General features: G+C 63.6%; 15 protein-coding genes. 6 read left to right on the top strand and 9 right to left on the bottom strand.

Going from position 1 to position 22,082, the window contains the following annotated elements; translation table 11 throughout:
* Positions 1-5 precede the first annotated feature (5 nt).
* From ASH00_RS08145 to ASH00_RS08130, 4 genes are read right to left on the bottom strand one after another with little or no spacing between them, the layout of a single operon-like run.
* Positions 6-998 carry a GNAT family N-acetyltransferase gene (locus ASH00_RS08145; RefSeq protein WP_056547237.1) on the bottom strand — a complete coding sequence of 331 codons (993 nt, stop codon included), beginning with the start codon at positions 996-998 and terminating at the stop codon, positions 6-8.
* Positions 985-4,374 (bottom strand): thiol reductant ABC exporter subunit CydD, encoded by a 3,390-nt coding sequence (gene cydD, locus ASH00_RS08140; RefSeq protein WP_056547234.1) that lies wholly within the window; start codon positions 4,372-4,374, stop codon positions 985-987. The genes ASH00_RS08145 and cydD overlap by 14 nt, the downstream gene beginning before the upstream one ends.
* Positions 4,371-5,393: a cytochrome d ubiquinol oxidase subunit II gene (gene cydB, locus ASH00_RS08135; protein ID WP_056547231.1), complete on the bottom strand. Its 1,023-nt coding sequence runs from the start codon at positions 5,391-5,393 to the stop codon at positions 4,371-4,373. The genes cydD and cydB overlap by 4 nt, the downstream gene beginning before the upstream one ends.
* Positions 5,394-5,432: 39 nt before the next feature.
* Positions 5,433-7,007, bottom strand: coding sequence for a cytochrome ubiquinol oxidase subunit I (locus ASH00_RS08130; protein ID WP_056547229.1), 1,575 nt, complete (start codon positions 7,005-7,007; stop codon positions 5,433-5,435).
* A 211-nt stretch (positions 7,008-7,218) separates the two neighbouring features.
* On the opposite strand from ASH00_RS08130, the gene ASH00_RS08125 reads away from it, so the two are divergent.
* Both ASH00_RS08125 and ASH00_RS08120 read left to right on the top strand, forming a co-directional pair.
* The gene (locus ASH00_RS08125) at positions 7,219-7,590 is read left to right on the top strand and encodes a BlaI/MecI/CopY family transcriptional regulator (RefSeq protein ID WP_056547226.1); all 372 of its coding nucleotides are present in this window, start codon (positions 7,219-7,221) and stop codon (positions 7,588-7,590) included.
* 5 nt (positions 7,591-7,595) lie between these two features.
* Positions 7,596-8,588: a M56 family metallopeptidase gene (locus tag ASH00_RS08120; protein ID WP_056547225.1), complete on the top strand. Its 993-nt coding sequence runs from the start codon at positions 7,596-7,598 to the stop codon at positions 8,586-8,588.
* A 69-nt stretch (positions 8,589-8,657) separates the two neighbouring features.
* On the opposite strand, the gene ASH00_RS08115 is transcribed toward ASH00_RS08120, so the two are convergent.
* Positions 8,658-10,754, bottom strand: coding sequence for a DNA gyrase/topoisomerase IV subunit B (locus tag ASH00_RS08115; RefSeq protein WP_056547222.1), 2,097 nt, complete (start codon positions 10,752-10,754; stop codon positions 8,658-8,660).
* Between the two features lie 251 nt (positions 10,755-11,005).
* Between ASH00_RS08115 and ASH00_RS08110 the strand changes: the two genes are divergently transcribed.
* Complete coding sequence (locus ASH00_RS08110; RefSeq protein ID WP_056547219.1) at positions 11,006-11,230, top strand: DUF7455 domain-containing protein; 225 nt, start codon at positions 11,006-11,008, stop codon at positions 11,228-11,230.
* 124 nt (positions 11,231-11,354) lie between these two features.
* On the opposite strand, the gene ASH00_RS08105 is transcribed toward ASH00_RS08110, so the two are convergent.
* From ASH00_RS08105 to ASH00_RS08090, 4 genes are all read right to left on the bottom strand, one after another.
* Positions 11,355-12,572, bottom strand: coding sequence for an RNA polymerase sigma factor (locus ASH00_RS08105; RefSeq protein ID WP_235563232.1), 1,218 nt, complete (start codon positions 12,570-12,572; stop codon positions 11,355-11,357).
* Between the two features lie 343 nt (positions 12,573-12,915).
* The gene (locus ASH00_RS08100) at positions 12,916-14,169 is read right to left on the bottom strand and encodes a DUF4192 domain-containing protein (protein WP_056547212.1); all 1,254 of its coding nucleotides are present in this window, start codon (positions 14,167-14,169) and stop codon (positions 12,916-12,918) included.
* A gap of 108 nt (positions 14,170-14,277) precedes the next feature.
* Positions 14,278-15,720: an MFS transporter gene (locus tag ASH00_RS08095; protein WP_235563231.1), complete on the bottom strand. Its 1,443-nt coding sequence runs from the start codon at positions 15,718-15,720 to the stop codon at positions 14,278-14,280.
* Positions 15,611-16,669, bottom strand: coding sequence for a proteasome assembly chaperone family protein (locus ASH00_RS08090; RefSeq protein WP_082565993.1), 1,059 nt, complete (start codon positions 16,667-16,669; stop codon positions 15,611-15,613). Before ASH00_RS08090 ends, ASH00_RS08095 begins: the two co-directional genes overlap by 110 nt.
* A gap of 289 nt (positions 16,670-16,958) precedes the next feature.
* Between ASH00_RS08090 and ASH00_RS08085 the strand changes: the two genes are divergently transcribed.
* The 3 genes from ASH00_RS08085 (at position 16,959) to sucB (ending at position 21,986) form a co-directional block, all read left to right on the top strand.
* Positions 16,959-18,509: a leucyl aminopeptidase gene (locus ASH00_RS08085; RefSeq protein WP_056547209.1), complete on the top strand. Its 1,551-nt coding sequence runs from the start codon at positions 16,959-16,961 to the stop codon at positions 18,507-18,509.
* A gap of 172 nt (positions 18,510-18,681) precedes the next feature.
* A complete protein-coding gene (gene lpdA, locus ASH00_RS08080; protein ID WP_056547205.1) occupies positions 18,682-20,064 on the top strand; it encodes a dihydrolipoyl dehydrogenase in 1,383 nt (460 codons plus the stop codon).
* Positions 20,065-20,192: 128 nt separating this feature from the next.
* Positions 20,193-21,986: a 2-oxoglutarate dehydrogenase, E2 component, dihydrolipoamide succinyltransferase gene (sucB, locus tag ASH00_RS08075; protein WP_056547202.1), complete on the top strand. Its 1,794-nt coding sequence runs from the start codon at positions 20,193-20,195 to the stop codon at positions 21,984-21,986.
* The last annotated feature ends 96 nt before the right edge of the window (positions 21,987-22,082 follow it).

Genomic DNA, 22,082 nt, shown 5'->3' with positions numbered 1-22,082 from the left:
CGGTACTACTCCGGCTGCGCGAGCTGCTTCTCGAAGACCATCGACCGGCGCGTTGGGGTGTACCCCATGCGCTCATACAGGCCGAGGGCGCCGGAGGGGTTCTCGGTGTCCACGCCCAGGCCGGCGTTCTCCATGCCGTCTGCCTTGAAACGGCGCATGGCTTCGGCCAGGAGCGCAGGTGCGAGACGACGCCCACGCCAGTCGCGTCTCACGCCCAGCAGCTCGGTGTAGCCCTCATCGTGGCCGACCAGTTCCCTGGACTCGGGGTCATAGCTCGCGATCTCGTACGCGGCCACCTCACCGGAGGAGTTGTCGATGACGGCAAGGCTCCACTCCGCCCGAAACTCCGGGTGGGTGACGGTGAACCGCCAGCTCTCCTCATCCCGAGGCTCACTCCCCCAGTGATCCTGGAAAGCCTCGTTATGCGCCAGGCGGATGGCTTCGGAGAGGTCGTCGCTGAACGCTACGATCTCGAATTCCGGGTCGAGATCGACCTCCGGGATGTCCGCCGAGAGATCGCGGGTCATTTCCGTGAACCACCGGGTGATGGTGCCGCCGGCCGACTCCATGAGCGCGCGATGCCCCGGATTGAGCTCCTCCACGTAGGAACGGATGAAGCCTCCTTCCACCCCTGCTTCCGCCAGTCTCTTACCCGCACGCTCGACCTGCCAGCCGTGAATCGCCCGGCCGATCCCCCGCCGTCGCCATTCCGGATCGACTCCCCCAAAAACGTGTACCAGCTGCGAACCCGGATTTGCACTGATCCGCCCGAAGGCGCGCGGTGTACCGCCATCATCGAAACCCATGACGGTGTCCAGCACGGGATCATTCTTGGAAGCTTTGAGGACTTCCTCCAGGTCAGCGCGCTGTTCGATCCAGTCCGGCTTGTCAGCGACCGCCATCCGGCGAAGCAGCGACTCCCAGTCCTCAAGGTCTATGGCTGTTATTGCCCGCCAGCTCAGCTGCTGGTGGGTTGGAATGAGCTCAGGCGTAGGCATGCTCCCAGCTTAAGTGATTGCCCTCGCTGCCGGCAGCCAGTTCGACGCCGGTGTCACAGCGGAGCGCTTCGGCGCTGTCGTGGGTGACGAGGAGCACCGGCCGATCCCCCAGCCCGCTCCGCAGGTCACGCAGGAGGCGGGAAGCGCCGTCGGCGTCGAGGTGGGCAGTGGGCTCGTCGAGGATCAGCACCGACGCTCTGGTCAACAGCGCACGGGCAACCGCGAGGCGCTGCCGCTCGCCGCCGGAGAACCTGTTCCCGCCCGGGCCGATTTTGGTGTCCAGCCCGTCCGTGCGCCCCCGTAAGGTATCGGCCAGCCCTACGGCTTCGAGAACCCGCCACAGCTCATCATCATCAGCGTGTTCCTGCGGGGAACGGGCAAGCAGGAGGTTGGCCCGCACCGAGGAGTCAAACAGGTGGCCTTCCTGCGGGCACCAGGCGGCGGGCAGCATTCCGCCGTCCGCCGCGGCCCCTGCCAGGTACCTGCCGCTGCTGACCGGCAGGAACCCGAGCAGTGCGCCGATGAGGGTCGATTTGCCGCTGCCCGAGGGACCCGTGAGTGCGGTCCAGGATCCGCTCCGAACTGAGAGCGTGACGCCCTCGACCACCGGAGCACCGGGCTCGTACCCCACAGCGGCGTCCACCAGCGCGAGCACCGGCGCGTCCTCGCCGAGCGCAGGCTCTGGAAAATTTCTCCGGAGCACCGGGCCGGCGGGGGTGCCCGCGGGCACTAGGTGAGCGTCGAGCCTGCGCGTCACGGCTCCCAGTGGCGCCCACTGCTGCACGGCCGTAACCCCGGCCGCGAGCGGCTCAATGAGCGCAAGCTGCATGAGTACGACGACGGCCACTACTTCCGCGCTCTGCCCGGCCGAGCCTGCCAGGACGGCGACAGCGGCCAGGGCGCACGCGAAGACGACGAGTGCCTGCCCGATGCCGGCGGCCCAGGAGCTGCGGCGCAGGCCGCGGGCGGCACGGGATTCCAGCCGAGCGAGGCGGTTCAGAGCGCCTGCAGTGAGCCCGTTGACCGCAACATCTCGTGATGCCCGCAGAAGACCCGTGGTCTGGGCAAGGGAAGCCGCACGCAGCCTGATGCCCGCTGCTCCCGCTGACCGTTCCGCCAGCAATGCGGTGGCGGGGGCGGCCAGTAGACAGGTAACGACGGCGAAGATCTGCCAGAGAATCGCGTCCGGCAGCAGCAGCGCCGTCGTACAAATGGCTGCCAGACCGGTCAGGACCGCCGTCAGCGGCGGGAAGACCGCCCGCGCGGCGGTGTCCCTCAGTTCGTCAATATCGCCCACGAGCCGTTCGATGCCACCCGATCCGCGTGATAACGAGCGCCAGGATTCCGCACGGCCGAGCAACGCATGCCACAGCCGCAGGCGGACAGCGTCAGCGGTCTGCAGGATACTCTCGTGCAACCACAGCCGTTCGCAATAGCGCAAGAGGGAGCGTCCGATACCGAAGAACCGAACCCCCACGATGGCTGCGAGAAGGTAGAGGATGGGCGGCTGTTCGGACGCTCGGACGATCAGCCAGCCGGACAGTGCTGTGAGGGCCACGGCGAAAACAGACGAGCCCGTACCGAAAGCGAGTGCTGCGAGGAACCGGGGGGACCATGGGCGCACCAGTGCGAGCGCTCGCAGGGCTGTCCGAACGGTCCCGTGGCCCATCATGGGCTCGGCCAACCCGGATCGAGCAGGCGCAGATGGCGAGGTTTCGCGCAGGTCGGGGTTATTTCCGCCCGTTCGATTCTGGGTGTGCGCGGTGTGCGGCGCTGTAGCCAGGCTTCGGGCTGACCCGAGGTCGACCGTGCGGTCGGCGAGGCGTGCGGTCTGTTCATCATGGGCGATCAGCACAACAGTTACCGTTGACGGCAGGTTTCGTACTGTTCGGCGGATAACCGCCGAGCTGTTCTCATCCACGTGGGCGGTGGGTTCATCGAGCAGCAATGTTCCCCCGGCGGGCCCGGTGCGCAGCAGGGCCCTGGCCAGCGCAACCCTCCGGAGTTCGCCCGGGCTCAGTTCTCCGGTGGACTTCTCCAGCAACTGGCTTCCGTCCACTGCCGCAAGCAGCCCAAGAAGCGCCTGGTCTTCCAGCGGTGACTCCGCGTAGAAGGCAAGTTCTTCACGAACGGTGTCCATCAGCGGCTCGGGATGCTGCGGCACCCAACCGAGCGGGCCGCTGAGCGGCCTGACCGCGCCATCAATGTGAAGGCCGGGCTGGGGAACTCCTGCCAGTAGCCCCATCAGCGTTGACTTGCCGGAACCGCTGGGACCCCTCAGCGCAGTGATCCCCGGGGACAGGCGGAAGGTGAGATTCTCAACGATCGGTGCCTCTGAGCCTTCGAAGCGCAGGGTGAGGCCTTCGGCGCCGGACGCACCGTCGTCGGCGTTTTCCGGGCGGCCGACCGGCACGGCGGCGGACGTCCGTGGCGCATCGATGATGTGCCGCACCGCCCGTCCTGCCTCCAGCCCGTCGTCGCTCGCATGGTGCGCGGCCCCCAGGTCCCGCAGCGGCAGGTAGCACTCCGGCGCGAGGATCAGGGCGAGCAGGCCCACTTCAAGCCCCACCTCGCCGTGGATCAGCCGCACGCCCACGAACACGGCCACGACCGCCACTGAAATCGTGCTGATCAGTTCGAGCGCGAGGGATGACAGGAAGGCGATGCGCAGTGTCTCCATGGTCCGGCGGGAGTAGCCGGTGCCGATGTCCTCCAGCGCCCGCGTCTGGGCACTTGCCCTGCCGAGTCCAACGAGGGCGGGCAGCCCTTTTGCGAGTTCCAGCAGATGGTCCGAGAGCCGATCGAGCGACGCTCTCGCCTCAGCTGTCCTGTCCTGCGTGTGCCAACCGATCAACACCATGAAGACGGGGATCAGCGGGATGGTCAGGACGATCACCGCGGCGCTCACCCAATCCGCAGCCAGAATGCGCGCGCCGATCAGGAGAGGAACCACCGCGCAGGTGACAAGCGCGGGGAGGTATTGCGTGTGGTACTTGTCGAGGCCGTCCAACCCGCGGGTGAGGAGCACGCTGAGCGCGCCCGTACCCTGCTTCCCACTCGTGGTTCCGCCGTCGGAAAGCACGCGCTCAAGCGCCTCACGCCGCAGCCGCTCCTTCACGCCGTATGCCAGGCGCTGAGCGGTTCCCTGCTGCGCCCAGGCAGCGCCTGCGCGCAGCACTGCACCCGCCACCCCGAGCTCCAACAGGTCGCTCGAGGGCAGGGCACCGCCGGCGAGAGCCGCGACGCCGCGGGCGATCGCTTCCGCGACCAAGACCAGCCCCACTGCCTTGACCGCAGCAAGAACACCGAGGAGGTACACGGGACGAACCGGAACGGACATGCCGGCGGGGCCGCGGGCCAGGAGCCGGTCGATCACAGGGGGCTCACCGAGTGTGCGTCGGGGATGCTCTTTTCGGTGACGCGCTTCCGGAAGACCCAGTAGGTCCAGCCCTGGTAGGCGAGCACGAGGGGCACCCCGACAGCGGCGACGATGCTCATCAATCCGAGGGTGTATGGCGAGCTCGAAGCGTTCTCCACCGTGAGGTTGAAGGCGTCGCTGAGCGTTGACGGCAACACGACCGGATAGGCCGAGCCGAAGATGCATGCCAGCGAAGCCGCCAGCGCGGCACCCAGCCAGATGAAACCCCAGCCATCATGTGAGGACCACTCGGCAAACCAGGATGCAGCCGCCGCAGCTACGGCGACGGCAAGGATAAGACCGGTCCACACGGTTCCGCCGGCCAGGTGCACTGTCGCTGCCCAAAGCAGCAACGGCACGACGGCGAGCGGCAGCAGCCGTATCAGGAGCTTTCTCGCTCGTTCCCGGATGGGCCCGTCGGTCTTCAGCACCAGGAACGCCAGAGCGTGGGCGAGGCAGAAGAGGACGACGGCGGCCGCGCCAAGGAAGGCGTCAAACGTAACCCAGACGAATGGCCCGCCCACCCGGTCACCGTTCTCGTTGAGCGGAAGTCCGGAGGTGGTCAAGGCGAGTGCGGCGCCGATTCCAGCCGCTGCGGTGAAGGAGCCGAGGAAGATCGCCAAATCCCAGCGGCGGCGCCACTGGTCGCTGTTCATCTTTCCGCGGTACTCGAAGGCGACTGCCCGGAAAATGAGTGCGAGGAGCACCAGGATGAAGGGCAGGTAGAGCGTGGAAAGCAGCGAGGCATACCAGAGCGGAAAGGCGGCGAGAGTTGCACCTACCGCGGTGACGAGCCAGACCTCGTTGCCGTCCCAGACCGGCCCAACCGTGTTGAGGAGGACCCTCCGTTCCCGGTCGGTTCGCGCGAACAGCTTCATCAGCATTCCGACGCCGAGGTCGAACCCCTCAAGGAAGAGAAAGCCGGTCCACAACACGCTGATCAGGATGAACCAGATCGTGGGCAGGAGCTCGGTCATGTGCGTGGTTCCTTTCCGCGCGGCGCAGTGGAGATCGGCTCAGTAGGCAAAGGAGAGCACATCGTCGTCGTCCTTTCCGCGTGAGGAACTGTCGTCATCGTGCCTGGCAGCCAACTCCGGCATGGCGGAGGCAACCCCACCACGCACGTAGGTGAAGAGCAGCTTCACTTCGACGACCAGCAGGACGGCATAGACCAGAGTGAGCGCGACCAGCGAGAAGACGAGTTCGGCGAGCGATACCCCCGGCGACACTGCGGCGGCCGTGAACATGAAGACGCCGTCGATGCCGCTGGGGTCAGGGTTGGGCGCCACGACAAACGGCTGGCGGCCCATTTCCGTGAAGATCCAGCCCGCGGAGTTGGCCCCGAAAGGCGCGAGGATTCCGAACACCGCAAGCCGCATCAGCCAGCGGGACTCAGGGACCGTCCCCTTCCGCAGAATCCACAGGGCTACCAGGGCAGCGAAGGCGGCGAGTGCGCCGAAGCCGATCATGATGCGGAAGCCCCAATAGGTGACTTCCATGACCGGCAGGTAGTCAATGCTCATGCCGGCGCGCTCGCCGTACATCGGATCGTCCGGCAGGGTCTGTCCGTACTGCTCCTTGTACTCGGGCAGGAGCGTGTTCACGCCTTTCACTTCGGTAGTGAAGTCACCGTTCGCAAGGAAGGACAGCAGGCCCGGAACCTCGAAAACCGCAACGATGTCGTCGCAGTCCTGCGATCCCAGGTTGCCGACCGAGAGGACCGAGAAGCCGGTTCCATCGTGGCAGGCGGCTTCCGCTGCCGCCATCTTCATGGGCTGCTGCTCAAACATCAGCTTTGCCTGCAGATCACCTGACACTGCGGTTCCGGCGAAGGAAATCAACGCGACGACGGCGCCGATCCGCGCTGAGCGCAGCCACACCTGGTGGTCAATCACTCCGCGGGAACCGAAAGTGTCAGTTCCGACGACGACCTTCCCGTCGCCGTCGACCGTGTCCAGCCCGTCACGGCGCCGCTTCCAGAGGTGGTACCAGGCAATACCGAGCAGGAAGCCGCCCGCAACAGCGAGGGCACCGAAGATGGTGTGGGTGAAGGCGACGAGGGCGGTGTTGTTCGTGAACACTGCCCAGGCGTCCACCATGCGGGCACGGCCGTCCACGAGCTCGACGCCCACGGGATGCTGCATCCAGGAGTTCGCAACGATGATGAAGTAGGCAGAGAATACCGACGCCACGACTGCGGCCCACAGCGCTCCAAGGTGCAGCACCTTCGGCAGCCGCTGCCAACCGAAGATCCACAGGCCCAGGAAGGTCGATTCGACGAAGAACGCAAGCAGCGCTTCCATGGCAAGCGGCGCACCGAAGACATCGCCTACGAACCGGCTGTACTCGCTCCACGCGAGCCCGAACTGGAACTCCTGCACCAGTCCAGTTGCAACCCCCATGATGAAGTTGATGAGGAAGAGCTTCCCCCAGAACTTCGTCATCCGCAGGTAATGGTCCTTGCCCGTCCGGTACCAGAGGGTCTGCATGACAGCGACAACGAGGCCAAGCCCTATCGTCAGCGGCACCATCAGAAAGTGGTACACGGTGGTGATACCGAACTGCCACCGTGCAATTTCAAGTGCCTCCACAGGTCCTCAATTCCTCAAGCACTGGCGATGTTTGAGCGACTTCTACGCTCTGTAGAAAAGATATTCTACATATCGTAGAACAACTTTCCCGCACACTTCTACATGACGTAGAACCTTGCGCGAAAAAGCTGTAGATTAAGACGGGTTGGAAGTGGTATTGCACCGCAATCAGTCCGTCCAGCCGCAGATCAGGATCAACAAAGGAATAAGAATGGCCACGCTCGGTGAACTCGAACGCACAGTGATGGACCTACTGTGGGGCACCCAGGAGGCCATGACCGCGAACACTCTTCGTGATGCATTGGCGCTAGCTCCTGAAGGTACGGCGGAAGGCAAGGAACTCGCGGTCACCACGGTGTTGACCGTCCTGTCCCGGCTCGAGAAGAAGGGCCTGGTTGAGCGTGAACGCGACACCCGCCCTCACCGCTACCGCGCCGTGACCAGCCGCGAAGACCACACGGCGGAGCTCATGCATGAGGTACTGGTAACCGCTCCCGACCGCGAAGCTGTACTGGCCCGCTTCATCGGCAGTGTCTCTGAGAGCGAGGCCCGCACACTCCGGCGGCTCCTGGGCAGCAACTAGCCGCCATGTTCTGGGTCTCCCACTTCCTGGCGGCGCTGGCCGTGATTCTGGCATGGCCCGCACCGATCGCCCTTTCCCGCGCACAGTGGCCCTCACGCTCGCCGTTCACCGCGATGATCCTGTGGCAGGCAATTGCGCTCGCCGGAGGTCTTTCAATGATCGGCGCCATGCTGGTGTGGGGACTGGAACCGCTGGGAGATAATCTGCTCGAAGCGTTGCACGGCCTCTGGGACATCCTGGTGAATAACCGCCCGGCAGACACTCTCGGCCTCGTCCACGTCTTCGCACTCAGCGCCGCAAGCCTCCTGACCGCGCACCTCGTGTTCACCCTGCTGATCACCTATGCGCGGATCAAGGGCCAACGACGACGGCACCGCAACCTGCTGAATCTGCTGAGTTCACCCTCACGCACCAACCCCTCCACGCTGGTGATCAAGCACCCGGCCCCGGTTGCCTATTGCCTGCCCGGCGGCGCACGCTCCGTTACGGTCCTCTCCGACGGCCTGATGGGGCTGCTCTCCGAAGATGAACTGCGGGCCGTTCTCGTGCATGAGCGTGCCCATCTGAGCCAGCGGCATCACCTGCTGCTCTGGGCTTTTGCGGCCTGGCGTTCAGCGCTCCCGTGGCTGCCGACGTCGCGCCTGGCGCAGCGGTCGGTCAATGAGCTGATCGAGATGCTCGCGGACGACGAGGCCGTCAAGGAAGTGGACCAGGAGACCCTTGTAGGAGCAATAGCCATTGTGGCGACGGGCTCGCACGGTCCGTCTGTTTCACACGGGCATTCGGGCGAGACACAGGATCATGTACTGGCCGATGCCGCAGCAACGCAAGATCCCGAGCAGGATGATGCCTCGCTCTCAACGGTTCACCGGCTGCGCCGCCTGCTCGAGCCGCAGGCGCCGCTCACCCCCGCACAGACCTTCGCGGCCCTCGCCACATCGGCGCTGCTGCTGACCGTGCCTACCGCCCTGCTGATCGCGCCCGGTTTCCTGGGCTGACGCGCCGGGCTTCCAGGGCTCCCTGCTTCAGCTCCTGCGCAAGCTGGCTGTGTAGACGATGACCCTGTATTAGGCGTCGATGCGTTCGCGATCCAGCGACGCGGCGCCGGCCACAATAAAGTCCTTGCGCGGTGCAACGTCACTGCCCATGAGAAGGTCGAAGACCCGCTCAGCCGATTCGGCCTCCTGAATCCGTACTCGACGCAGGGTGCGATGGCGCGGATCCATGGTGGTTTCTGCCAACTGCCCGGCATCCATTTCCCCCAGTCCCTTGTACCGCTGAATGGGTTCCTTGTAGCGCCTGCCCTCCCGTTCGAGGGCGGCGAGCAGCCGGTGAAGCTCCTGGTCGGAATAGGTATAGACGGTTTCATTCGCTTTACTGCCGGGGTTGAGTATTTCCACCCGGTGCAGCGGCGGAACGGCCGCGAAGACCCGCCCGGCATCAACCAGCGGACGCATGTACCGGAAGAACAGCGTGAGCAGCAGGGTACGGATATGCGCGCCGTCGACATCGGCGTCCGTCATCAGGATGACCTTGCCATAGCGGGCCGCATCAAGAGAGAAGCTGCGGCCCGACCCTGCGCCGACAACCTGAATCAGCGCGGCGCACTCGGCGTTGGAGAGCATGTCACCCACCGAGGCCTTCTGCACGTTGAGGATCTTTCCCCGAATGGGCAGCAGCGCCTGGTAGTCGGAGGACCTCGCCAGCTTCGCGGTCCCCAGCGCGCTGTCACCCTCAACGATGAATAGCTCGGAACGCTCGGAATCGTCAATGCGGCAGTCTGCAAGCTTGGTTGGCATGGATGATGTCTCCAGCGCGTTCTTTCGGCGCTGGGTTTCCTTGTGAACGCGCGCCGATACGCGGGACTTCATCTCGGCGACAACCTTCTCCAACAGCAGCGCAGACTGCGCTTTGTCTGCGCGGGCCGATGAATTCAGTTTCGCAAGGATCTGCGTTTCCACCACCTTGCCGACGATGGCGCGGACGGCGGACGTTCCGAGGATCTCCTTGGTTTGGCCTTCGAACTGCGGCTCCGCGAGCCGCACGGTCAGAACCGCGGTGAGACCCGCAAAGACGTCGTCTTTCTCCAGCTTGTCGCTGCCCGCCTTGAGCTTGCGTGCATTGGCCTCGACCACTTTCCGGAAGGTTTTCAGAAGCGCTTGCTCGAAGCCCGACTGGTGGGTTCCGCCCTTCGGCGTAGCAATGATGTTGACGAAACTTTTTACCGTGGTGTCATAGCCAATCCCCCAGCGCAGCGCGATATCCACTTCGCAGTCACGCTCGACCTCGGCGATCCGGCTGTGCCCCTGATCATCGAGGACGGGAACGGACTCCTTGAAACGGCCGGACCCATGCAGGCGCCACACATCAGTGACGGCGTGGTCAATCGCCAGGAACTCAGCGAACTCGGAAATTCCGCCGTCGTGATGGAAGACTTCTTCGACTACCCCGTCCGTGCCGGGTAAGGCACGCTCATCGCGAAGCGTAATGCTTAGTCCCGGTACCAGGAATGAAGTCTGCCGCGCACGAGCCTGCAGCTCTTCGTAGGAGAACTTGGCATCAGGAGTGAAAATCTGCCGGTCCGCCCAGTACCGGATCCTCGTTCCCGTGACTCCGCGTTTCGTGCTCCCGACGACCTCGAGGCGGGAGCTGTCGACGAAGGGGGAGAACTCCGCTGTAGGCAACGGCTTGCGCTCATCGGCAAACCGCCCGGGCTCACCTCTCCGGAAGGACATCTGGTACGTCTTGCCCCCACGGTCAACCTGGACGTCGAGGCGCGCGGACAGCGCATTGACCACGCTGGCGCCGACGCCGTGGAGCCCACCGGACGCGGTGTAGGAGCCCCCGCCGAACTTGCCGCCGGCGTGCAGTTTCGTGAAGACGACTTCCACGCCGCTCAGCCCGGTCTTGGGTTCGGCGTCTACCGGAATGCCGCGCCCATCGTCATGCACCTCAACGGAACCGTCGGCATGGAGGATGACCTTGATGCTCTGGCCGTGTCCCGCAAGTGCTTCATCCACCGAGTTGTCGATGATCTCCCAAAGGCAGTGCATGAGCCCCCTGGAATCAGTGGAGCCAATGTACATGCCGGGACGTTTGCGAACCGCCTCAAGCCCCTCGAGGACGGAAAGATGGCGGGCTGTGTATTCAGAGCGGGGTGCCACTTCCTTGGAAACTCCTTGGGATTGCGGTCTATCTCGGCGAGCGTCGGCGAGCCGGGAGCGGCGCACCCTCCCAAGCATATTCCCTTGTCCCCGCTGTGGATGGCAGGCATGCCGGGCCCTCGGGCGCGCGGTTCGTCCCTGCCGGATGCCTCCCCGCGAGCGTACGCGCTCAGCGAAAGCACACCCAGCTTGCGAAGAAACGGCAACGAATAGTGGTTATATGAACTACAGGAACCACTAAGGAGGCATCCATGACAACAGCTACAGCAACCCGTGAGCTGACCGCTTTGCACCGTTGTGACCGGTGCGGGGCCCAGGCCTATGTGCGCGCAGTCCTTCAGTCCTCCGGTGGTGAGCTTCTCTTCTGCGGGCACCACGCCCGCGCCGTTGAGAGCACTCTCCGGCCGCAGACGTCAGAGTGGCAGGATGAAACCGCCCGGCTGACCGAAAAGGCGCAGAGCACTGTAGAGGCATAGCCGCGCACAGGCCGTCCGCCGAAGCGCAGCATAATTGGAGCCTCCTGAATGGATGGCACATAAATAGGAAGAACCCCCTCCGCGGAGGGGGTTCTTCCTATTTATGTGCCTGCTGCCGCCGTTCCTAGTCGAGGTAGTCCCGAAGTACCTGCGAACGTGACGGGTGCCGCAACTTAGACATGGTCTTGGACTCTATCTGGCGGATGCGCTCACGGGTGACCCCGTACACCTTGCCAATTTCATCGAGGGTCTTCGGCTGGCCGTCAGTAAGACCGAACCGCATGGCGACCACACCTGCTTCCCGCTCCGACAACGTATCCAGGACGGAGTGAAGCTGCTCCTGAAGAAGTGTGAAACTCACCGCATCCGCGGGGACGACTGCTTCCGAGTCCTCGATCAGGTCGCCAAACTCGGAATCACCATCTTCGCCGAGCGGAGTGTGCAGGGAGATGGGCTCGCGTCCGTACTTTTGAACTTCGACGACCTTTTCAGGCGTCATATCGAGTTCAAGTGCCAGTTCTTCCGGTGTGGGTTCCCGGCCGAGGTCCTGCAGCATCTGCCGCTGGACGCGGGCCAGTTTGTTGATGACTTCGACCATATGTACCGGAATACGGATGGTGCGGGCCTGGTCCGCCATGGCACGGGTGATGGCCTGGCGGATCCACCACGTTGCGTAGGTGGAGAACTTGAAACCCTTGGTGTAGTCGAACTTCTCTACAGCACGGATCAGACCCAGGTTGCCTTCCTGAATCAAGTCCAGGAAGAGCATGCCGCGGCCGGTGTAGCGCTTGGCCAGCGACACCACGAGGCGGAGGTTTGCCTCGAGAAGATGGTTCTTGGCGCGCTTCCCGTCATGGATGACCCACTCAAGTTCCCGACGCAGCTTGGGATCGATGTTCTCATTCGCCGCCAGCTTCTCCTCGGCGAACAGGCCGGCCTCAATGCGCAGAGCGAGATCCACTTCCTGTTCGGCGTTGAGAAGGGCGACCTTGCCGATCTGCTTCAGGTAGTCCTTGACCGGGTCCGCAGTAGCGCCTGCAGAAACGACCTGCTGTGCCGGTGCATCGTCGTCGTCAGCATCCGAGTAGACAAACCCGCTCCCAGTCGAAGCTTCAGCCGCCTCCGGCTCCGCGGCCTCAGTGTCTGCACCTTCGACTTCTGCGGCACCCGGCGCGGTCTCCTGCTCTGCAGGAACCTTTGCGGGGCTGCCCTCAGCGGCCTTCGTGTCTACGCTGCCTTCGGCTGCCGCGGTCTTGGCGCCACGAGCAGTAGCGGCCTTCGATGCCGGCTTAGCAGCGGCGGTCTTGCGCTTGGTTGCAGTTGTACCGGGTTCTGTTAACACCGGTGCTGTTGTCTTCTTGGCCGACACTCAAGAACCTTTCATACGGCGGTTTGCGGCGCCGCCAAGGAGGGCAACACCACTATGACCCTGTCAAGTCCGTGTTTGAAATCAGACCTATCAACGGGAACTGTTCGTACGTACAACAGCTCTGCCGAGTGCGCTATTCCCCTTGCGGACGTGTGGTGGTGTGAATACCAACATCCGAAGTGCCTGAAACGCGTCGATCTGAAACACGAACCCAACCGGGTCTCGTTTCCATTGTCGCACGCTTTGCGAACCTCACGTAAATTCCGAACCGACAGCCGGTGCTTCCGGTGAATCCCTCAACGACTCCGTGTACGGTTCAGGCCGCGCTGCGGGATTCGGAGGTCCAGGCGGTCTCGCGCCGGCGAGCCCACGGTGCAAGGGAACCGGTTCCGACCAGCGTCATCAGGAGTTCAGCGAGGGTGTATCCCGGAGCTTCGTCCAAAGCCTCCTGCAGATAGTAGTGGGCACGCGACCCCCTGCCGCGTGCCCATTCGAGCCAACCCAGAATGCTGAGAAGAGCCGCCCGCGGCTCCCCGCTCGCCACTGCGGTCAACCCGAGAAAGCGGGTGTGCGCTGCATCAAGGCGATCCCAGTCCGGCACGCTGAGCGTGGCAAGGAAGACATCCCGAAAGAGTGTTGAGGGATCCTCGTTGTCCTCCCGGTCTGCGGGTCGCGGAAGACCTCCCGTCGGTCGCAGAGCCTGCAGGCCCGTCATCAGGGCGTCGCAGGCGTACGGAAGTTGCTCCTCCTCCGGATCCGCCGGCAGCACGCCGGCTGCGACTGCGGCTTCCTGTGCAGCGTCGGAACCCGCGGCTGCCAGCACGATGAGGCTGTCCCGCAGGGGCGCGCTAGTCAGACCGGCCAGAAGGAAAGCAACAACCTGCGGCGAAACTGCCGGTTCCGGCGGATCTGCCGTGCGTGAAAGAAACGCGTCCCAGAGGATGAGGGAATCACGGCCAAGGCTTGTCTTGTCCCACCTTCCACACCACTGTTCCACGTAGGAGGCTGCCAGTTGATTGATTTCTTCGCTGTGCCCGGGGTCGGGTGTCCCGACCGCTGCTGCCAGGGAAGCGGCGTAGGTGCTCCCCTGATAGACCAGTTCCGCGTTGAGGACACTTTCGGTGATCCGGGCAAGCGGGTGGCCCGGCCAGGGACAGCAGGACGCATCCTCGCAGAAGTAGTCCCGCCAATGACTGGAGCTGACGAGCCATCCGTCCAAGAGGGGCAGACCTGCGGCATCGAGCACCAGGTCAAGGCAGTGGATCAACGGAGCGTACGGCGGGGAGCCGGGCTCCGCCCACTCGGCGTCGGTGTACACCGCCATCAGCACTCCGTCGGCCGAGGAGTCAGATTCCAGGTAGTCCCGCACCGTAGATGCATAGTCCAGCGGATCAGAGGTTGTCAGCGGAAGGTCGAGGCGCAGGGTGGCGCCCACGCGTTTGCCCGACATCGTAAGGAAGACGAGACTCTCCTTCGGCTGGAAACCAAGGATGTGGGGAACGTAGCTGAGAATATCGGCTGGCGTGCTGACCTTGATGGGGGCTTCGGGACGGGGTGCGTTTGCTGTCATGAATACGACTGTGACGTCGAAGCACCCGTCTGTGATCCGCCGAAGGCGCTATGTGGGTAAAGCGCATCATTCAGCTGCATGTGGAGGAACGGTTGCTACCTGATGGTACTACCTGCGTGCTACGCGCCGCCGTCGCAATTCCCTTGCAATTGCCTGCCGCAGTGGCGGCACAATGATCGATTGACGAGCCAACTGCGCACGCACCCGGCGCCGGAGCACCAGGACTGCAACGGTTCCGATTCCGAGAACCACAAACTGCACAGCAAAAGCAATCCTGAATGATTCGAGCGCATACAAGTCACCGTTGGAGAATCCGGTCGCCAGGAGCAGGTCCAGAATCAGGCCTACGGCGAACATGGTGAGAAGCGCTGCCGTGAATCCGCCAATGTTGACGATCCCGGTCGCGGTACCGAGCCGGGAGGCCGGATTGAAGGTGCGGGCGAAGTCGAAACCGATCATCGACCCCGGTCCGCCGACAGCAAGCGTCACGACCAGCAGCACGAGCAGCCAGACGGGCGCCTTCCCCGGATAGGACAGCACCACCAACCACGCGAGCGCAGTCGCCGCCGTGATTGCAAGAACCATGGTCGAGCGCCGCAGCGGGTGCCGAGCGACATACACGCCCAGGAGCGGTCCACAGATCATGCCCACTACGACAAAAAGGGTCATCAGCACTGAAGCCGTCCCTGGGGCGAGTTTCTCAGCACTCACCAGATAGGGGTAGCCCCACATCAGAACGAAGACCGTGCCTGAGAACTGCGTGGTGAAGTGGCACCAGAGGCCGAGGCGGGTCCCGGGTTGCTTCCACGCCTCGGCTAGGGAAACTCCGGTCTGGCGCAGCGAGGCACGGCTTCGCTGGCGGTTCCCTTCCGGATGATCACGGATCAAGGCAAGAGCCAGAACGGCCGACAGGACTCCCAGACTGGCCGCTGACAGAAAAGCGGTGCTCCAGCCGGCTAGGTGCAGGATGGCCAGGAACGGGATGACGCTGAGAATCTGGCCGAGCTGCCCAAGAATGCCCGTGAGCTGGGTCAGCACCGGGATCTTCCGGGTCTCGAACCATGCCGGAAGCAACCTGAGAACTGCGACGAAAGTCATGGCGTCACCGCCGCCTACCAGCAGCCTGCCGACTATTCCGGCCGTGATGGACTCGGCGAATGCAAGCTGGGTCTGCCCCAGCGCCATCAGAACCGCACCGCTGACAATCATGACGCGCGGGCCAAATCTGTCGACCAGGACGCCCACCGGAATCTGCAGTCCGGCGTAGACCACGAGCTGCGCCACAGTGAAGACAGCCAAAGCCGACGCTGTCGCATCGAACCGCTCGGTCGCCTCGACTCCCGCAACACCGAAAGACGTGCGCTGCGTAACTGCGATGAGGTACGCCAGTACGCCGGCGCCCCATACCAGCCAGGCGCGCCGGTCCGTTCCGGCAACCGGATCAGCGCCCAGCCTGTTTGCCTCCGTCTTCGGTGTCCCCCGTCGCCCCGTCACCATTACGTGCAGAGCCCGTACCGCCGGACGTGCCGCTTTCGTCGCCCGCTGCGTCACTCTGGGGGGCGTCCTCGTTCAGGGTAGCGGCGAGCTCGTCGGCTGCGTGCGGTCCCGCGAGAAAGGCCTCCACGGCGGAACCCAGCTCCTCGGCATCGGCCAGCTCCATGTTTTGCTTGACGAGCAGTGACCGACGCGAGCCGTCGGAGTGCTCGTCGTAGCGCTTCTCCAGCGATGACACGACGCCCTGCACCTCAGCCGAGTTGTCCACTTGACGCGCTATTTGCCGCTCCACGTCACGGCCTGCTTCCCGCAGCCGGTCAGTAGGCAGAACACGGCCGATGGATGCGCCGAGGTACTCCAGCGCCGTCACTGCGGCGGGCGGATACTCCGCTTCCGCCAAGTAGTGGGGAACGTGCACCACGTATGCGACGACGTCGTGCCCGGACTGTGAGAGACGCAACTCCAGCAGGTGCCCGACGGAGGCCTGCAGTTCCGCGGTGGGCCTCCAGGTGGAACCCATCCCTTCGATCAGGTCTCCCCGGTTTCCGTGAACGGTTACACCGAGCGGACGCGTGTGTGGGACGGGCATCGGGAGCGAGTGGACCCAGGAAACCAACGGCACTTCTAACAGGGAAACGAGTTGTGCGACGGCGGAGCAGAACCTTTCCCACTGCAGGTCCGGTTCCATTCCGCTCAGGAAGAGGAATTTTTCGCCCAGACCGTCCTGGAGAACCCGGAGCTCAAGGGCAGGCGGCTGGTAATCCCGCAGATGATCCTGTTCGAACGTGATTCGGGGCCGACGGCTCCGGTAATCGATGAGCTGGTCAACGTCGAACACCGCCAGGACTTCGTGGTCAAGCGTTCCGAGCAGCTCATCGCGCACCTGCGCAACCACCTGCCCCGCATCGACGAATCCGGTGAAACCTGCAATAAGGGGTAGCCCCCGAAGGGAAGGATCATGACGAATCGAGCTGCTGATGTTGTACAGGCTTTGCGGCTCCAACATTTCATCCTCCTCAATTCGTATCAAGACACTGCGTGCAGTGTAGCGCGCGTCATCCCGGCGGCTTTTTCAGTGTTCACTCCAGCGCTGCGTCGTTGCGTCAACCCTAGTTGATGCACCATCGCATGCCCGGTGTGTGTAACACCCCAGCTCGCTCCCCTCATTCCCCGCGGCCTGTCCGTAGGACGCATGTCACAGGCTGCGACTACGATCGATAGGAAAGCATGGGCGTCACCAGACCCGCACGCCCGCTGCAGCACTGCCCAGCCATCGGAAGCGAGGAAGAACCTTCGTGAGCAACACCAGCGATATTCACCTGACCGCAGTCTCCCGGGACATCAAGAAATCCGTGTGCGAGGTGCTGGTGATCGGCACCGGCCAAAGCCCGGATGGTCCCGTGCTTCTGGAAAACCCGCTCTCGGCTAAATCTGCCCGCGCCCTCACCGACAGTCTCCCCTCGCTGGGAGTAACCGGAGCCGCTGACGAAGTGCGTCGATTCCCCGGCCTACCTGAAACCGGCGCAGACGTACTCGTTCTTTCCGGTACGGGACGCACCGTCGCCGGGACCCCGCTGTCAGAGGAGACGCTACGCCGGGCAGCAGGAGCCGCTGCGCGTCAGCTGGGCGGAGTTGAGAGCCTGGCTGTTGCCCTCCCCGCCGCCACAGTTGCACAGGCCGCCGCGGTGGCCGAGGGCATACTCTTGGGAAGCTACACCTACACAGAGCACTATTCGGCAGTTGGCGGCAAGGCGCCGCGGCCCTCCGCCGCCGTTCTCTCGCGAGTCGTGTTACTCACTCCCGCCGCGCAGGACCGGACGCTGAAGGCGGCACTTGAGCGTGCACAGACACTTGGACGCGGAGTCAATGTGACTCGCACGCTTGTCAACCAGCCGCCGAGCCACCTCTACCCGGAATCGTTCGCGCAATTCGCCCGGGAACATGTCAAGGGACTACCGGTGAAAGTAACCGTGTTGGATGAAAAAAGACTGGAGAAGGACGGGTACGGCGGGATTCTTGGGGTGGGGAAGGGATCTTCCCGTCCGCCAAGGCTCGTGAAGCTCGAGTACTCCCCCGCCAAGTCAAAAATCAACCTCGCACTGGTCGGCAAGGGCATTACCTTCGACTCCGGCGGTTTGTCCCTCAAGCCGGGCGCCGGGATGCAGACGATGAAGCTCGACATGGCAGGCGCCGCCGTCGTGCTTGCTGCCGTTGCGGCGATTGCGCGGCTGGGTCTTCCGGTCAGCGTCAGCGGTTGGCTCTGTCTCGCGGAGAATATGCCCTCAGGGACAGCGCAGCGGCCCTCGGATGTACTGACCACATTCGGCGGGCGCACTGTGGAAGTTCTTAATACCGATGCCGAGGGCCGGCTGGTCATGGCCGACGCCCTGGTTGCGGCGAGCCAGGAATATCCAGACGCGATCATCGACATCGCGACGCTCACCGGTGCACAGATGGTTGCGCTTGGCAAGCGCGTGTCCGGTGTCATGGGCGACGACGGGGTAAGGGACGCCGTGAAAGCAGCTGCAGATCGCGTGGGCGAACAGTTCTGGCCCATGCCGCTGCCCGAGGAACTGCGTCCAAGCCTCGATTCCACCGTTGCCGACATCGCGAACATCGGAGAGAAGTTCGGCGGCATGATGACGGCTGCAGTATTCCTCCGTGAATTCGTCGGAGAAATGGATGGGAAGAAGATTCCGTGGGCACACCTGGATATTGCCGGCCCAGCCTTCAACGAGGGTGGCGCGTACGGCTACACCCCCAAAGGTGCCACCGGCGTAGGTGTCCGAACTCTCCTGGCCTACGTGGAAGACGTCATCGAGCGCGCCGAGAAGCACTCAGCCTGAACGTGTCCGTCACGAGGTGACACTCGACACACAAGGGTGTGCAACAGCCTTCATCAAGTGGCTGATGGTGTGATCTGGCGATAGGGTGAACCCAGATCACACCAAGCATTCCGCCAGACTCAATCGACGCGCGAACCTAAGTGCGTCACCGATTACGCGAGGGAGCGTCCACGTGGCCGATACGGCAACTGCGCAAGAGTTCGACATACTGGTATTGGGCGGAGGCAGCGGGGGCTACGCCGCCGCTCTTCGCGCCGTTCAGCTCGGCTTCACTGTAGGGCTCATCGAAAAGGGGAAGCTCGGAGGAACCTGCCTCCACAACGGGTGTATTCCCACCAAGGCGCTGCTGCACTCAGCCGAGGTCGCGGACAGCGCACGCTCCGCGGAGAAGTACGGCGTCAAGGCAACATTCGAGTCGATCGACCTGAGCGCCGTGAACGCCTACAAGGACGGCATCGTCGCCGGCAAGTTCAAGGGCCTCCAGGGACTCATCAAAGCCAAGGGCATCACCGTGATCGAGGGTGCAGGCAAGCTGACCGGTGAGAACACGGTTGAGGTCAACGGCACCACGTACACCGGCAAGAACATCGTTCTCGCGACCGGCTCATATTCGCGGTCCCTCCCCGGACTCGACATCGGCGGAAAGGTCATCACCTCTGATCACGCCCTCACCATGGAAACGATTCCCTCCAGCGCAATCGTTCTTGGCGGCGGCGTGATCGGATGCGAGTTCGCCTCCGTGTGGAAGTCGTTCGGCGTCGACGTCACGATCATCGAAGGACTGCCCTCCCTGGTTCCCAATGAGGATGCCTCCATCGTCAAGAACTTCGAACGTGCCTTCAAAAAGCGCGGCATCAAGTTCAACACCGGCACCTTCTTTGACAAGGTCGAGCAGAACGACGACGGCGTCAAGGTGACTCTCGTCGACGGCAAGACCTTTGAGGCGGACCTGATGCTGGTCGCAGTCGGCCGTGGGCCCGTTACGGACGGCCTCGGGTATGACGAAGCCGGGATCACGCTCGATCGTGGATTCGTCATCACCAACGAACGACTGCATACCGGCGTTGGGAATATCTACGCTGTCGGCGACATCGTTCCCGGACTTCAACTTGCACACCGCGGGTACCAGCAGGGCATCTTTGTGGCCGAGGAAATCGCCGGACTCAAGCCGGTCGTCGTCGAGGACGTCAACATCCCCAAGGTAACCTACTCGGAACCCGAGATCGCCTCTGTCGGGCTGACCGAGAAGGCTGCCCGCGAGAAGCTCGGTGATGACAAGGTCGAGACCCAGGAGTACAACCTCGCAGGTAATGGAAAGAGCTCCATTCTGGGCACTGGCGGAATCGTCAAACTGGTGCGTGAGAAGGACGGCCCGGTGGTCGGCGTCCACATGATCGGTACCCGCATGGGTGAGCAGATCGGCGAGGCCCAACTCATCGTGAATTGGGAAGCCTACCCCGAAGATGTGGCCCAACTGGTCCACGCGCACCCAACGCAAAACGAGTCGCTGGGCGAAGCGCATCTTGCTCTCGCCGGCAAACCGCTCCACGGCTGACCGGCTCCGGCCCCTCTGCTGCACCGCTGCATCACACTCCACATAAAGCATCACTGGCAACCTCAAACCGACCGGCTGTTCCCGGTACCGGCGGTCGAAGGTAGAACGAACAAGGAGAACCGGACACCATGTCTGAATCCGTGAACTTACCGGCCCTCGGCGAAAGCGTTACCGAGGGTACCGTCACCCGTTGGCTCAAGCAGGTCGGCGACCGCGTCGAAGTCGATGAGCCGTTGCTCGAGGTATCAACGGACAAGGTCGACACAGAGATCCCCTCCCCCATCGCCGGAGTTATCGAGGAGATCCTGGTCGCCGAAGACGAGACCGCCGAGGTTGGCGCTCCGCTGGTAAGGATCGGAGACGGCTCAGGCGGCTCGGACAGTTCCGACAGTGGGGATTCAGGCGTGGAGCCATCTTCGGGCGATGCAGCTGAAAATGCTGGTGGGGACCAGCCTGTCGAACAGAGCGAAGAAGAAGCAGAAACCCCTCCCACGCAGGAGTCCAAGGAAGCCGAGGGCTCCACGGAAGCCGCGGGCGGCGGTCAGGGAACCGAAGTCACTCTGCCGGCCCTCGGGGAAAGTGTGACGGAGGGGACAGTAACGCGTTGGCTCAAAGCAGTCGGCGATGACGTGGAGGTGGACGAGCCGCTTCTCGAGGTGTCCACCGACAAGGTAGATACGGAAATCCCTTCCCCCGTCGCCGGCACCCTGCAGGAGATCCGGGTCAACGAAGATGAGACCGCAGAAGTCGGCTCCGTACTGGCTGTCATTGGATCTGCCGGCGCGGCTCCTGCACAGGCGGAGCCGAAGAGCGCCGAACCAGTCGCTGCGGCGCCGTCGGCTGAGCGCGAAGAGCCTACTGCAGAACCGGAGGCAGGCCGGCCGGAGTCCGAACCACAGCCGGAACCGTCCGGTAGCACTGAGCCCACTGAGGCAAAGGAAGCGCCGGCTCCCGCAAAGTCACCGAGCGACGAAGCAACAGGCTCAGATTCCGTATACGTCACTCCCCTGGTCCGCAAACTCGCCAACCAGCATGGCGTGGACCTGAGCTCCATCAAGGGTACCGGCGTGGGTGGACGCATCCGCAAGCAGGACGTGCTTGATGGGGCCGAATCCTCGAAGGCTTCACAGCAGGACGCTCCGAGTGCTGCTCCTTCCGCTCCTGCCCCCGCACCCGCATCCGCGCCTGCAGCTTCGAAGCTGCGCGGGACCGTGGAGAAGGCCCCGCGCATCCGCCAGACGATTGCGCGGCGCATGCGGGAGTCGCTGGAGGTTTCAGCGCAGCTTACGCAGGTCATCGAAGTTGATATGACCCGCGTCGCGCGGCTCCGTGCGAAGGCGAAGGAAACTTTCCAGGCGCAGAACAGCGCGAAGCTGACCTTCCTGCCGTTCATTGCCAAGGCAGTGACAGAGGCCCTGAAGCAGCACGCCAAGCTGAACGCGTCCTTCGACGAGGAAGCCAAGGAAGTCACCTACCACGACGCCGAGCACCTTGCTATCGCGGTGGACACCGAAAAGGGCCTGCTGGTTCCGGTAATCAACGATGCCGGCAACCTCAATTTGGCGGGCCTTGCCAAGAAGATCGCCGATGTCGGTGCGCGTACGCGCAGCGGCAAGATCGGACCGGACGAACTTTCGGGCGGCACCTTCACGATCACCAACATCGGCTCGGTCGGCGCCCTGTTCGACACTCCGATCATCAACCAGCCCCAGGTCGGCATTCTGGGAACCGGGGCAATCGTGAAGCGTCCCGTAGTGGTCACCGATGCAGATGGCGATGACACCATCGCGATCCGCTCCATGATGTACCTGTCCCTCACGTACGATCACCGGTTGGTGGATGGCGCGGACGCAGGTAGGTTCCTTCAGGCTTTGAAGTCCCGCCTGGAGGAAGGCGCTTTCGAGGCCGACCTCGGCCTGTAGTTCACACAGATGCAGAAGGCAGCGCTCCGACGACCGGGTGCGCTGCCTTCTGCCTTTGAGAATGCACCAGCAGAATGCTTCCGCATCACCTGATGC

It is taken from the genome of Arthrobacter sp. Soil782, assembly GCF_001428435.1.
Classification (GTDB): Bacteria; Actinomycetota; Actinomycetes; order Actinomycetales; family Micrococcaceae; genus Arthrobacter_D; species Arthrobacter_D parietis.
This window is presented reverse-complemented; position numbering and strand designations above follow the sequence as displayed.

Bases quoted from the DNA above. Each gene is read 5' to 3' on its own strand.
- ASH00_RS08145 (WP_056547237.1), bottom strand. From the start codon at position 998: ATGCCTACGCCTGAGCTCATTCCAACCCACCAGCAGCTGAGCTGGCGG.
- cydB (WP_056547231.1), bottom strand. From the start codon at position 5,393: ATGACCGAGCTCCTGCCCACGATCTGGTTCATCCTGATCAGCGTGTTG.
- ASH00_RS08125 (WP_056547226.1), top strand. From the start codon at position 7,219: ATGGCCACGCTCGGTGAACTCGAACGCACAGTGATGGACCTACTGTGG.
- ASH00_RS08120 (WP_056547225.1), top strand. From the start codon at position 7,596: ATGTTCTGGGTCTCCCACTTCCTGGCGGCGCTGGCCGTGATTCTGGCA.
- ASH00_RS08110 (WP_056547219.1), top strand. From the start codon at position 11,006: ATGACAACAGCTACAGCAACCCGTGAGCTGACCGCTTTGCACCGTTGT.
- ASH00_RS08100 (WP_056547212.1), bottom strand. From the start codon at position 14,169: ATGACAGCAAACGCACCCCGTCCCGAAGCCCCCATCAAGGTCAGCACG.
- ASH00_RS08090 (WP_082565993.1), bottom strand. From the start codon at position 16,669: ATGTTGGAGCCGCAAAGCCTGTACAACATCAGCAGCTCGATTCGTCAT.
- sucB (WP_056547202.1), top strand. From the start codon at position 20,193: ATGTCTGAATCCGTGAACTTACCGGCCCTCGGCGAAAGCGTTACCGAG.